Source organism: Saccharomonospora halophila 8 (genome assembly GCF_000383775.1).
In the GTDB taxonomy this organism is placed as follows: domain Bacteria; phylum Actinomycetota; class Actinomycetes; order Mycobacteriales; family Pseudonocardiaceae; genus Saccharomonospora; species Saccharomonospora halophila.
The window spans coordinates 76,812-88,254 of the sequence record NZ_KB912485.1; the positions used below are offsets into that span (position 1 = coordinate 76,812).

Below are 11,443 nucleotides of genomic sequence, written 5' to 3' on the forward strand. Positions count from 1 at the left end.
CGGGCCACGGCGGACGCCGGAGGCGGCGAGGGCCGTACGGCGGTGTCCCTGCCGGCCTCCCCGCCCGACCGGCTGCGGCGGCAGATGGCGGATCTGCTCGACCCCTCCACCGACGAGACGCGCGCACGGGAGCACCTGTACGCCACGGTGCTCGCCCAGCTCGCCCCGGACGAGGCCCGCATCCTGTCCGTGCTCGCCGACGGCACCCCCTTCCCGGTACTCGACGTCACCGCACGGTCCGCGTTCGGCCGTACCGGGCGGGTTTTGCTGCGCGGCGCCTCCACCGTGGGCAAGGTGGCGGGCGTGGCCCTGCCCGGGCACGTGCCCGCCTACGTCACCCGGCTGCACGCACTCGGCCTCGCCGAGATCAGCGACGAGGACCGCTCGCTCGACACCCAGTACGACGTGCTCGTCACCGACGAGACGGTGGTCGAAGCCACCGGGCGGGCGTCCCGTACGGGCTTCACCCGGCGCACCGTGCGGATCACCGACCTCGGCACGCGCTTCTGGCAGGCGTGTGCTCCGGACCGGGACGTCCCACCACCCCCGTCCCAGCGGGAAGGCTCCGGAGAGGGCGACCGCGTCGGGGGCGGGTGATCCGAGCGCATCATCAGCGTTACGTAGGCCGGACACCCATTACACCTCTTGCTACACTGTAGTCATGAGTGCTCCTCGGTCAGTGCGTTTCGATGACGCCGTGCTTCGCCGCCTTGATCGGTATGCGCGCGCTCATCCGGGAACCTCAGCCTCGTCGTTGACGAATGTTTTCGTGGACGAGGCTCTGCGGGCCGAGGAGCACCCGGGGATCGTTTTCCGGCCCGGGCCTACCGGCCGACGTGCCGGATTGGCAGGCGGCCCGGACGTGTGGGAAGTCATCGACACGCTGCACGCGACACGGTCCGACGAGCCGGAACTGGCTGAGGACGCTCTGGTGGGAGCGACCGCGGAGGCACTGGGGCTGGCCCGCCGCACGGTGTGGGTGGCGGTGCGTTACTACGCCGCGTACCGCGATGAGGTCGACGAGCGGATCGCGGCGAACCGGGAGGCCGCGGACGAGGCCGAGGCGGCCTGGCTCGCGGAGCGCGAACTGTTGCAGCCCCGGAGTCGTGCTTCGTGACCACAGCGCTGCTTCTCGACGAAATGTATCCTCCGGCGCTCGCCGACGCTCTGTGCGGGAAAGGCCACGATGTGGTGGCCGTGGCGGCGTCACCGGAGCTGGTCGGTGCCGACGACTCGACCGTGCTCGACGCCGCGACCACTGCGCAGCGGTGCGTTGTCACGGAGAACATCCGGGATTTCGCGATGCTGGCGCGACAGACTCGGCACGCCGGAGTCCTGTTCGTCCATCCTCGACGCTGGCCACGCAGCCGCAACGGTGTTCCCCGGTTGGTCAGTGCACTGGACCAGGCGATTCACCAGGACACCATTCCTGCTGCCGACGACACGGCCTGGCTCACCTGATACCCGGTGCTGCCTCGGCGGCCTACCCGGAGCCCGGGCCGGGCCGGCTCAGGTGGGTGGCTCCGCCGGGAACACGGCCAGTCGCTCGGCGAGCGCGTACACGTCCGCGCTGACGGCCCGGATCGCCCTGGCGTCGTCCGGGGCAGCGTCCTCCAGGTGTGCGAGGGAGCCGATGACCCGGTGGACGTGCGTCCACACCGGCGTGGCGTTCCCGCTCCGGACGTCGGCGACGGGGAGTGCGGGGTCGGGTCGGCAGTGTTCGAGTATCCCGCGGCCTCGGTCGTGCAGGTCTTCGAGACGTCCGCCGGTCCGTTCGCACATCTCGGCGAGCAGGTCGTCCAGGGCGTGCCAGTGGTGCGCGGCGGGGGAATGCGACGGTGTCGCGCCCTGGCGTGCGGTGTCCTTGCCGGACCGGGTCCGCTCCTGCATGCGCCCTACCTCCCGAATGGTCGTGCGTGCGCTACGACGTCGAAAGCTACGCGCACCCCCCGACAATTACCGTCCGTAAAGGACACAAAAGAGGTACCCACCTGATCGGGCCTTCCCAGCATTCTCGCGAGTCGCCGCCCGGTGCCCGCGTGTTGACGTCGCGAACCCGCGAGTAGCTAGATCCTTACTGCGTTGCCGAGGCTTCGGATCGGCCCCAGTGGGCACGGCGGCGGTACGGTCGTGGGCTCGCGCGCTCGAAACGTCAACTCATGGGCATGAAACGTCAACTCGCGGGCGGGGAACCGCGACTCGCGGTCGGGGTGAGGAGGGTTTCGACCAGTTCGTGCGGGTGGCTGAGCATCGCGGTGTGGCCGCCGGGGATCTCCTCGGGATCGAGGCCGAGGCGGTCACGGGTCAGGCGGCGGAGGAAGTCGGCGGGGAAGATCCGGTCGTCGGTGCACGACACGACGCGGGTCGGCACGTCCGGCCAGGAGTCCAGTGGCCACGGCTCGGCGAACGGGGTGGCGGACTGTCCGCGTTCGCCCAGTTCGAGTGCCTGCCGCGCCAGTCCGGGGTCGAGGTCGTGGAGGAACAGCTCCGCCACGTCGAATCCGGCGTCCGGGTCGCGGCCCTGCCGCACCGCCAGGTCCCGTTGTGCCCGTGGTTGCCCGGTGTTGTCCCACCACTGTCCCGCTGTCTCACCGGGTGCCGGGATCATCGGCGCCAGCAGCACCAGCTGCGCCACCGGAACCCGCTCGCACACCAGGGGAGCGGTGAACGCGCTCATCGAGTGCGCCACCAGCACGGGCGTGTCGTGTCCGGACATCGCCTCGACGACGGTGTCGGCGTACGCGCGCAACCCGGCCGTGTCGTCGGCGTAGGGCAGGTCGGGGGTGACGACGTCGTGGCCGCAGTCGCGCAGCAGCGGTGTCACGCGGTGCCAGTACCACGGGGCCGATCCGGCTCCCGGCAGCAGGACGAACGTCGTCACGCCTTTCCCTCCCGTCTCCGGCGCCACCACGGCCCGCGTCGGCGGCGGGTGGTGCGGGTGAACAGCGTATCCGGCATCGACTCGTCGACCGCCTCGATCCGCACGTCATGTCCCCTGCCTGGTCGGGAGCCGCCGAGTTCCTCGGTGGAGACGCACACGCCGGTGGCGACATCCAGGCGCACGCGGTGCGCCTCGGGGTAGCGCAACTCCGGGTACCGGTTGCGCAGCAGCCACTCCGAGTCGTCGCCGTCGACGTCCTCGCTCTCGGCGGAGAAGAGCAACGGGCAGCACGGGCAGCGCGGGGCGTAGAAGCCGGTGGGGTGCACGTCGGCCTGCCAGGCGGGCCTGCCGTGGTGCTGCACGGCGCGGAGATCGTCGAACTGCAGAGGGTCTCCCTCCCCCATGTCCTCGTGTTCACCGTTGGCGAACTCGACCGGGTTCAGCATCGCGACCCAGTGGTAATCCTGGAACATCAGCTCGTCGTCGCGCTCGGCGTTTCCGGGGGTGAATGTCACCTGCAGCGGGCTTCCGTCCCGCGTCTCCACCCGAAGCGCGTCCGGGCGGCGCAGCCGGGCGCGCACCCCGTCGGTGGCCCGGTCCGGCGACCATTCGGGGATCGTGCTTCGATCGGCGGGCGCCGGTTCACCCGCGCGCCGGACGAGAGTGAACCGCACCGTGGTCCACAGGCGCGGCGCGGAGCGGGCCAGTTCGGCGAACTCCGCGGGAGTCGGCGGCGTCTGCGGTGGTGCCACGGGGTGATGATCCCAGCGAAGCCCCCCGGGAGCGAACAGAATCCCCCCATGAACGCCATCGACATCCTCCTCGACGGATACGGGCGCGTGCGGGAGGCCGTGGCGCAGGCCGCGGACGGACTCGACGCCGACGCCCTGAACCACCGCCTCGACCACGAGGCGAACACGATCGCGTGGTTGCTGTGGCACCTCACCCGGGTGCAGGACGACCACGTCGCCGACGTCGCCGGCGCCGAGCAGGTCTGGACCGCGCGGGGCTTCGCCGACCGGTTCGCGCTGTCGTTGCCGACCGACGACACCGGGTTCGGACACACCAGCGACCGGGTCGCCGCCGTGCGGGTGGACTCGCCCGCGCTGCTCACCGGGTACCACGACGCGGTGTACGAACAGACCGTCGCCTATCTCGGACGCCTCGACGAGGGCGACCTCGACGTGGTCATCGACGACATGTGGGACCCGCCGGTCACACTCGGCGTGCGGCTGGTCAGCGTGATCGCCGACGACCTGCAGCACGCCGGACAGGCCGCGTTCCTCCGGGGACTCGTCCTGCGCCGGTGAACGGCGACAGCCGTGTCGGTGCGGCCGGTACCGGCTCGTCGCGGCTCTTCGCGTGCGACCCGCCGGGTGTTCGCCTCGACGTCGTCGGAGGCCGGCTTCATCCCCGTGTCCGCCCACGTCGGGCACCGATGCCACGAACCTCGGCCGGTGGGCGAGGACCGGCGGTCAGGAGCCGGCCGGGGCCTGGACGAGCTGTGTCACGAACCCTCGTTCTCAGTCGAGCGCGTGGCCGGTCGTGGCGTCGACGTGGTCGGGAATCTCGTCGTGCCGGTCGCCGACGCTGGAGGTGCCGGACGGCTCGAACAGCAGCAGCGACGCGCCGTGCTCGGACGAGGGCTTGTGCTCCACACCGCGCGGGACGACGAACACCGACCCCTTCTCCAGTACCACGGTCCGCTCGCCGTCCGGCTCGCGCAGGGCGATGCGCAGCTCGCCGTCGATCACGAGGAAGAACTCGTCGGTGTCGTCGTGGGCGTGCCAGACGTGCTCGCCCGCCACCTTGGCCACCCGCACGTCGTAGTCGTTGACCGTGGTCACGACGCGCGGGCTCCACAGCTGGTCGAACGCGGACAGTGCCGCCGCCAGGTTGGTCGGTTCGGTGCTCATCGTCCCGATCATGCCTGAAGCGGCCCGGGCAGGTCAGCGCGATCTCCCGATCGGCGTGACCGACCACGAGCGGGTCGTGGGTGTCGACGACCGCTACCCGGCCCTGTCTCCGTCTGCCCGGGTGCCGGGCGCGTGCGACGATGTCGGCATGCGCGCGACGTTGCATCTCACCGGGGACCCCGACGCCGACGGGTTGCTCAGCCGGGACCCGATGGCGCTGCTCACCGGCATGTTGCTGGATCAGCAGGTGGCGATGGAGGTCGCCTTCGCCGGGCCGAACAAGATCTCCGACCGGCTCGGCGGGTTCGACGTGCACCGCATCGCCGAGTCCGACCCGGAGGAGTTCGCGGAGGTGTGCGCCCGGCAGCCCGCCGTGCACCGGTTCCCCGGGTCGATGGCGAAGCGTATTCAGACGCTGGCGCGGTACGTCGTGGAGTACTACGACGGCGATCCCGAGCGGATCTGGACCGAGGGCGAGCCGGACGGGCGCGAGGTGTTGCGCAGGCTCAAGGCGCTGCCCGGTTACGGAGACCAGAAGGCGCGTATCTTCCTGGCCCTGCTCGGCAAGCAACTCGGTGTCGAGCCGCACGGCTGGCGGGAGGCCGCGGGCGCCTACGGCGAGCCGGACGCCCGGCATTCCATCGCCGACGTCGTCGACGGGCACACCCTGGAGGAGGTGCGTGCGTCCAAGAAGGCGGCCAAGGCCAGGGCGAAGGCGGGTGGATCGGGCGCGAGGTGACATTCCGGACGCGGAAAAGTCCGCGGTGGTGATCCCGTCGCACACATGGAGTAACAGAATGACCCGGTAGGACGCTCACCCGGACAGCCTCTCGCGTTCTGTGCCGATCGCCACTACCGTACGGCGGAGGAACCGTCGCGAGGAGAGAAACGGGGATCCCGGGGAGGCGGGCACGGACGTCGTGTTGTGCTCCTAGCACACTGCTGCCCCTGATCGGTACAGTTCTGTCGGTGTCGTCACACGAGTTTCGGCATCGTCGCAGGTCGCAGCGCTGATCGAGATCGTGAGGGCTGAGTGGCGGGTGCTGCTCTGTTATGTTGCATGAATATGTCCGGAAAGCACCCCGAGCGTGCCGACAGTGACAATCGTGCGACGGGTCCCGTCGTGATCGAATCGCCGAGCAAGGGTGACGGCGCGGCCCTCTGGCGAATCGCACGTGATTCGCAGAAGCTGGATCTGAACTCGTCGTACGCCTACCTGTTGTGGTGTCTCGATTTCGCCGACACGTCGGTGGTGGCGCGGGTCGACGGCGAGGTCGTGGGCTTCGTCCTGGGTTACCGCAGGCCCACCACGGCCGACACCGCGCTGGTGTGGCAGGTCGCCGTCGACTCGTCCCAGCGGGGCCGTGGCCTCGCGGGCACGCTGCTCGACGAGTTGTACGCCAGGCTCGTCGAGGAGGGGGTGCGGTACCTGGACACCACCATCACGCCGGACAACGAGGCGTCGATCCGGCTGTTCGAGTCCTTCGCCAAGCGGTGGAACGCCGAACTCGTGCGGTCGGAGTTGTTCGCCGAGGATGACTTCCCGGATGCGCACGAGCGGGAGGACCTTTTCCGGATCGGTCCCCTTTCGCCTGCGCAGCGACCAGCAGGACGGTGACGGCGCGGACGCGGGCGGCGACCTGCCGTGGCCGTGTGCGCGCACCGTCCGAGAAAGCAGGAGACGAAACAACGTGAGCATCTTCGAAACGCTCGAGTCCGAGGTGCGCAGCTACAGTCGTGGCTGGCCCGTGGTGTTCGATCGGGCGCAGGGCAGCTGGCTCTACACCGAGGACGGCACGCCGTATCTCGATTTCTTCGCCGGAGCCGGGGCCCTGAACTACGGGCACAACAATCCGGCGTTGAAGCAGGCGCTGATCGACTACATTTCCCGGGACGGGGTGACCCACTCCCTGGACATGTACACCAGCGCCAAGCGGGACTTCCTGGAGAGCCTGGACGAGGTGATCCTCAAGCCCCGCTCGATGGAGTACAAGGTCATCTTCCCCGGACCCGGCGGTGCGAACGCCGTCGAGGCCGCGCTGAAGCTGGCGCGCAAGGTGACCGGCAAGGAATCGGTCATCAACTTCACCAACGCCTTCCACGGCATGACGCTCGGCGCGCTGTCGGTCACCGGTAACTCCATGAAGCGGGGCGGTGCGGGCATCCCGCTGGTGCACGCCACGCCGATGCCGTACGACAAGTACTTCGACGGCGCCTACCCCGACTTCTTCTACTTCGAGAAGCTGCTGGAGGACTCCGGCAGTGGCCTGAACGAACCCGCCGCCGTGATCGTGGAGACGGTGCAGGGTGAGGGCGGCATCAACGCGGCCCGGCTGGACTGGCTGAAGAACCTGTCCGACCTGTGCAAGAAGCACGGCATCCTGCTCATCCTGGACGACGTGCAGATGGGGTGTGGGCGTACGGGGCCGTTCTTCAGCTTCGAGGACGCCGGTATCGAGCCGGACATGATCTGCATGTCGAAGTCGATCGGTGGCTACGGCCTGCCGCTGGCGATCACGCTCATCCGTCCGGACCTCGACGTGTGGTCGCCCGGTGAGCACAACGGAACGTTCCGCGGCATCAGCCCGGCGTTCGTCACCGCGGCCGAGGCACTGCGCACGTACTGGCGCGACGACGAGCTGGAGAAGGGCACCAGGGCCAAGGGTGCGCGCATCGGCGAGGTGTTCACCGAGCTGGTGCAGCGGTACCCCGAGGCGAACCTGGTCGCCAAGGGCCGGGGCATGGCCCGCGGGCTGGAATTCGAAAGCGGCGAGGTCGCCGACAAGGTGTGCGCCGCGGCCTTCGATCGTGGTCTACTCATGGAGACCTCGGGGCCGGACGGGGAGGTGGTGAAGCTGCTGCCCGCACTCACCACCACCGAATCCGAGGTCGAGCAGGGGCTGCAGATCATCACCGAGTCCGTCGACTCGGTACTGGGCCGCTGAACCACACCGACACATCCCGGCCGCGGTCGGGGAGCAACACGCGCAGAAGGAGACATCCGTGATCGTCCGTAACCTCGACGAGATCACCGACACCGAGGCCGACATCCAGGAGCCGAACTGGCGCAGCAAGCGCATCGTGCTCGCCAAGGACCGGGCCGGGTTCTCGGTGCACGAGACCACGCTCTACGCGGGGACCGTGAACGATTTCTGGTACGCCAACCACATCGAGGCGGTGTTCATCGTCGAGGGTGAGGGCGAGGTGACCGACAAGGCCACCGGCGAGACCCACCAGCTCCGCCCGGGCTCGCTGTACCTGCTGGACCAGCACGACAAGCACCAGGTGCGGCCGAAGACCGACATGCGGACGGTGTGCGTGTTCAACCCGCCGATCACCGGGCGGGAGGTCCACGACGAGAACGGTGTCTACCCGCTGGTGGTGGAGGACGAGGCCGCTTCGTGACCTGTGCCACCGGCCTGGTCCGGTAAACATCCACCCATCCGGGTATCACTCGACAGAACGGGGAATCACTACACGGTAGGAACGCGACACAACTCGGTATTCGGAGGAGGCGAGCATCGTGACACTCGCGGAGAGCCGGATCAGAGACCAGTACCCCACCCGCATCGCGTCGGGCGAGCCGAAGCTGCTGGAGCGGCCGGACCCGACCGTGTGGGGCCGGGCGGACGACGGGCCGTTCGACGCGGCCGGGCTGTCGGCCCACGACGACAAGGGGTATTCGATCATCGAGGGCCTGCTGTCGCCCGCCGAGGTGCAGGGTTACTGGCAGGAGCTCGAACGGCTCTCGTCGGACGAGGTGCTCAAGTCCGACGAACGGGTGGTCACCGAGAAGGCCTCGGGCGAGGTCCGCTCCGTCTTCGAGGTGCACCGCATCAGTGCGGTGATCGCCCGGCTGGCGCGGGATCCGCGGGTGCTGGACCGCGCGCGGCAGCTGCTGGGGTCCGAGGTCTATCTCCACCAGAGCCGGGTCAACTACATGCCCGGCTTCCGGGGCAACGGGTTCTACTGGCACTCCGACTTCGAGACCTGGCACGCCGAGGACGGGATGCCGAGGCCACGCGCGGTCAGCTGCTCGGTCGCGCTCACCGACAACTACCCCTTCAACGGGGGCCTGATGGTCATGCCGGGCTCGCACCGCACCTTCGTGCAATGTGCGGGCGAGACCCCGGACGACCACTACAAGGCGTCGTTGAAGGAGCAGGAGATCGGTGTGCCGACCGAGCACGACATCACCAGGCTCGCCGCCGAACACGGCATCGACCAGTTCACCGGACCCGCGGGGTCGGCGCTGTTCTTCGACGCGAACATCATGCACGGGTCGGGCAACAACATCACCCCGTATCCGCGGTCGAACATCTTCCTCGTGTTCAACAGCGTCGAGAACACGCTGGTGGAGCCGTTCGCGGCGAAGGAACCGCGGCCGAGCTTCATCGGCGCCCGCGACTTCACGCCCGTCCGGCGCTGAGCGCCCGGGCGACGCCCCCTCCGGTGCGTGTTCGCCCGGTACACACAGCGTGCCGGGTCGGATGCCGCCGCCCCGGTGCGGTCTGTTACCTTGTGCGCACCTCAACGGCGCGGCTGACGAGGTGATCGTCGCCGTCCGGCGCGGGTGACTCCTTGCTCGGGGTGAGGCCCGCACCCGGAGGGCGGTGTGAATTCGCGACGAGTGTGGTGTGAATTCGCGAGTACGGCCCCGCGCCGCCAGATCGGGACTGGTGGCACGGGGCCGTACCCGTGTCCCGGGACCTTGATCGACACGAGAACACGCCGCTACCGCGTCGGGCGGGTGGTACCGAGGCTGCGGCTACCGGGACGAGCGGACGGAGCGAAACCGTTCGATGGGAGGATCACCATGGTCCCGGAGACGTCGGACCGGCCCAGGGAGAAGCACCCACTTCCGGTCTTCAACAGTGGCAGCACCATGACGTCGGACGAGATGGACGAGGAGATCCGGATCCATATCGAGCAGCGGGCGGCGCGCGGACGCTCGTCGCCACGGACACGTCGGCATTGTTCCCCGACCCCGATGCCGGGGAGCTTGAGCATGACGCGGCGCTCGCGATGACGGAGAGCAGGTCGTCGGTGCTTTCGCGCTCTTTCCGATGAACGTGGTCAGTCGAACAGGGTGGTTTCCGAGCGGATCTCCAGGAGTTCGTAGACCGGCCTGCCCCGGCGGCCGTCGATCGTGGTGGTGCGCACGACCCGGAGCCGGGTGGTGACCGGGCGGTCCAGGTTCTCCTTGATCTCGTCGAGCAGGTCGGGCGCGACCGCCCCCTGGATGGTGGCGCCGGTGTCGCGCTCCAGGTAGAAGATGCGCCGCCGGGTGCGCACGCCGTCCAGCCTGCCGGTGACCGTCTCGTAGCCGACGTCCTCGCGCGATTCCCGCAGACTGCCCTGCAGCACCTTCGCCTGTTCGGTGGTCATACTGCGCATGACCTCCTCGCCGGAGGTCGGCACCAGGGACAGGCCGATGCTGGAGTTCTTCATGACCGCGTTGACCACGTCGCTGATCGCGTTGCGCACGGTGTCGCGCTGCAGCAGCACCGCGTCCAGCGCGCCGTCGTCGGAACCGTTGGCGGGCAGGAAGTCGCACAGCTCCTTCACCGCCCGCTCGGACAGCGTCTCGATCCCGTCGGAGATCAGCGCGTCCGGGTCGGTGGTCTCCGGGAAGCCGAAGAACATCGCGTTGCCCGCCTGGCCACGCTGGATGAGCGGGGCCTTCTCCCGGTCGGCGGGCTGCACGGAGGTGATCTCGGTCTGCGGGTTCCGGACGATGTGCCCGATCTTCGCGGTGGCGTCCTGCAGTGCTCTGCTGATGTCCGAGGAGGTGTAGGCGTCCAGACGCGACGAGTTCAGCATCGACACCCGCAGCAGCGGCGACCGCGCGCTGCGCTCGAACTTGGCGTGTGCCGACCACGCCGAGGCCCGGGCCAGGTCGTCGAGCCATGTGCCGCCGGGGATGTTGTCCGCCACCTGACGGAAGTTCACCAGGCCACCTCCGCGAACCCCTTGAGCGTGCCCGGAGCGGGGCCCCGGGCCCAGACGGCCTCCCAGGTGTCCTCGTCGCCGGGGCGGCACAGGAACCCGTCGAGCAGGCCGCTCACCGGCTGCACCTGGTCGAGGTAGGTCACCGGCTGTTCGGCGATCACGCCGCGCAGGGTCATCAGTCCGTACAACGCCGAGCGCGCCCGGCCGTCGAGCCGCTTCAGCGCGCCCCACTCGTCCGGGATGAGCACCACGTCCACATCCCGGGGGACCTCCGCCGTCCGGACCAGCAGCCCGCCGCCGATCCAGGCCCGCCCCGACGGGATGAGCCGGTACACCACGCCGAGGTACCCGCTGAGCGCGCTGAACAGCAGCTCCCGCTCATTGCGGTGCGGGGCGTCCCACACCAGACGTTCGTAGATGTCGGAGAGGTCGGCCGGATGCCGCCCGGGCGGGAGAACGTTCTCCGACGTCCAGTACGGAAGCGGCATGCACATTCCTTACCCACTGCCGGAAGAGGACCGGAAGGCAATTTATCAGCCGCCCCGTCACCGCTCGCGCCGCCGCTGCTCCTCGTCCCGGACGACGTCCTGCTCGTCGGGCCACTCGTTGCGGGTGTGCCAGTCGGCCGGGCCGAGCGGCAGCACCCCCTCGCGGCGTCCCTCGTCCGGCGCCTCCGTGTCGCCGCGCGCGGGGT

General features: G+C 69.3%; 15 protein-coding genes. 9 read left to right on the top strand and 6 right to left on the bottom strand.

All coding sequences use genetic code 11. The features are described 5' to 3' along the window. The 3 genes from SACHA_RS19905 to SACHA_RS0102315 all read left to right on the top strand — a co-directional run. Window positions 1–597 (top strand): Abi-alpha family protein (locus tag SACHA_RS19905; RefSeq protein ID WP_019806893.1); only part of this gene is annotated, 597 nt, incomplete at its 5' end. 157 nt (window positions 598–754) lie between these two features. Further along, window positions 755–1,117: a hypothetical protein gene (locus tag SACHA_RS0102310; RefSeq protein WP_198010081.1), complete on the top strand. Its 363-nt coding sequence runs from the start codon at window positions 755–757 to the stop codon at window positions 1,115–1,117. Next, window positions 1,114–1,461: a DUF5615 family PIN-like protein gene (locus SACHA_RS0102315; RefSeq protein WP_019806897.1), complete on the top strand. Its 348-nt coding sequence runs from the start codon at window positions 1,114–1,116 to the stop codon at window positions 1,459–1,461. The genes SACHA_RS0102310 and SACHA_RS0102315 overlap by 4 nt, the downstream gene beginning before the upstream one ends. 48 nt (window positions 1,462–1,509) lie before the next feature. Here SACHA_RS0102315 and SACHA_RS19910 read toward each other — a convergent pair whose 3' ends face one another. The 3 genes from SACHA_RS19910 to SACHA_RS0102330 all read right to left on the bottom strand — a co-directional run bounded on the left by SACHA_RS19910 (window position 1,510) and on the right by SACHA_RS0102330 (window position 3,633). After that, a complete protein-coding gene (locus tag SACHA_RS19910) occupies window positions 1,510–1,890 on the bottom strand; it encodes a hypothetical protein (protein ID WP_019806900.1) in 381 nt (126 codons plus the stop codon). Window positions 1,891–2,173: 283 nt separating this feature from the next. Then, window positions 2,174–2,881: an alpha/beta fold hydrolase gene (locus tag SACHA_RS0102325; RefSeq protein WP_019806903.1), complete on the bottom strand. Its 708-nt coding sequence runs from the start codon at window positions 2,879–2,881 to the stop codon at window positions 2,174–2,176. Continuing rightward, the gene (locus SACHA_RS0102330; RefSeq protein ID WP_019806905.1) at window positions 2,878–3,633 is read right to left on the bottom strand and encodes a hypothetical protein; all 756 of its coding nucleotides are present in this window, start codon (window positions 3,631–3,633) and stop codon (window positions 2,878–2,880) included. Before SACHA_RS0102330 ends, SACHA_RS0102325 begins: the two co-directional genes overlap by 4 nt. A gap of 48 nt (window positions 3,634–3,681) precedes the next feature. Here SACHA_RS0102330 and SACHA_RS0102335 point away from each other — a divergent pair, with 48 nt between their 5' ends. After that, window positions 3,682–4,191, top strand: coding sequence for a mycothiol transferase (locus SACHA_RS0102335; RefSeq protein WP_019806907.1), 510 nt, complete (start codon window positions 3,682–3,684; stop codon window positions 4,189–4,191). A 213-nt stretch (window positions 4,192–4,404) separates the two neighbouring features. Here the strand turns inward: SACHA_RS0102335 and SACHA_RS0102340 are convergent, their stop codons facing one another. Beyond that, window positions 4,405–4,797, bottom strand: coding sequence for a cupin domain-containing protein (locus SACHA_RS0102340; protein ID WP_028662814.1), 393 nt, complete (start codon window positions 4,795–4,797; stop codon window positions 4,405–4,407). Window positions 4,798–4,945: 148 nt separating this feature from the next. Between SACHA_RS0102340 and SACHA_RS0102345 the strand changes: the two genes are divergently transcribed. The 5 genes from SACHA_RS0102345 (at window position 4,946) to thpD (ending at window position 9,226) form a co-directional block, all read left to right on the top strand. Continuing rightward, window positions 4,946–5,536 (top strand): HhH-GPD-type base excision DNA repair protein, encoded by a 591-nt coding sequence (locus SACHA_RS0102345; RefSeq protein WP_028662815.1) that lies wholly within the window; start codon window positions 4,946–4,948, stop codon window positions 5,534–5,536. A 327-nt stretch (window positions 5,537–5,863) separates the two neighbouring features. Next, complete coding sequence (gene ectA / locus SACHA_RS0102350; RefSeq protein WP_019806913.1) at window positions 5,864–6,415, top strand: diaminobutyrate acetyltransferase; 552 nt, start codon at window positions 5,864–5,866, stop codon at window positions 6,413–6,415. Between the two features lie 73 nt (window positions 6,416–6,488). Next, window positions 6,489–7,742, top strand: coding sequence for a diaminobutyrate--2-oxoglutarate transaminase (ectB, locus tag SACHA_RS0102355; protein ID WP_019806915.1), 1,254 nt, complete (start codon window positions 6,489–6,491; stop codon window positions 7,740–7,742). A gap of 58 nt (window positions 7,743–7,800) precedes the next feature. Then, the gene (locus tag SACHA_RS0102360; protein ID WP_007025600.1) at window positions 7,801–8,202 is read left to right on the top strand and encodes an ectoine synthase; all 402 of its coding nucleotides are present in this window, start codon (window positions 7,801–7,803) and stop codon (window positions 8,200–8,202) included. 118 nt (window positions 8,203–8,320) lie between these two features. Continuing rightward, window positions 8,321–9,226, top strand: coding sequence for an ectoine hydroxylase (thpD, locus tag SACHA_RS0102365; RefSeq protein WP_019806918.1), 906 nt, complete (start codon window positions 8,321–8,323; stop codon window positions 9,224–9,226). Window positions 9,227–9,873: 647 nt separating this feature from the next. Here the strand turns inward: thpD and SACHA_RS0102370 are convergent. Beyond that, window positions 9,874–10,752, bottom strand: a complete 879-nt coding sequence (locus tag SACHA_RS0102370) for a hypothetical protein (RefSeq protein ID WP_028662816.1) — start codon at window positions 10,750–10,752, stop codon at window positions 9,874–9,876. Further along, window positions 10,746–11,237, bottom strand: coding sequence for a DUF6932 family protein (locus tag SACHA_RS0102375; RefSeq protein WP_019806922.1), 492 nt, complete (start codon window positions 11,235–11,237; stop codon window positions 10,746–10,748). Before SACHA_RS0102375 ends, SACHA_RS0102370 begins: the two co-directional genes overlap by 7 nt. Window positions 11,238–11,443: the final 206 nt, after the last annotated feature.